This window comes from Burkholderia sp. SIMBA_062, assembly GCF_046534765.1.
Classification (GTDB): Bacteria; Pseudomonadota; Gammaproteobacteria; order Burkholderiales; family Burkholderiaceae; genus Burkholderia; species Burkholderia ambifaria.
Genome location: NZ_JAWRYD010000418.1, coordinates 1 through 255 on the forward strand (window position 1 = coordinate 1; position 255 = coordinate 255).

Here is a 255-nt window from a genome sequence, read left to right on the forward strand (position 1 = left end):
GGTTCTGGAGCATGGCGGCGGCGGTGGCGATGCGTTTGGTGCCGGGGGCTTTGTTACCGCGAGCACTCTCGATCATTTTCAGTGGCATCGCCATCGGGACGGTGGTTGCGGTCCCGCTGGGCAGTTATCTGGGTGGGCTTTATGGCTGGCGCAGCGCGTTCTTTGCAGCGACGGCGGTGGGTGTGGTGACCCTGGCTTTCCAGGCACTCACGCTGCCGAGCCTTGCGCCGCGTCGGCCGGCACGCCTACGCACGG

General features: G+C 66.7%; 1 protein-coding gene. It reads left to right on the plus strand.

Annotated features, from left to right (window positions below; translation table 11 throughout):
• Window positions 1-255, plus strand: a 255-nt coding sequence (locus tag SB786_RS36910; protein ID WP_410731672.1) for an MFS transporter, incomplete at both ends; no start/stop codon positions are given.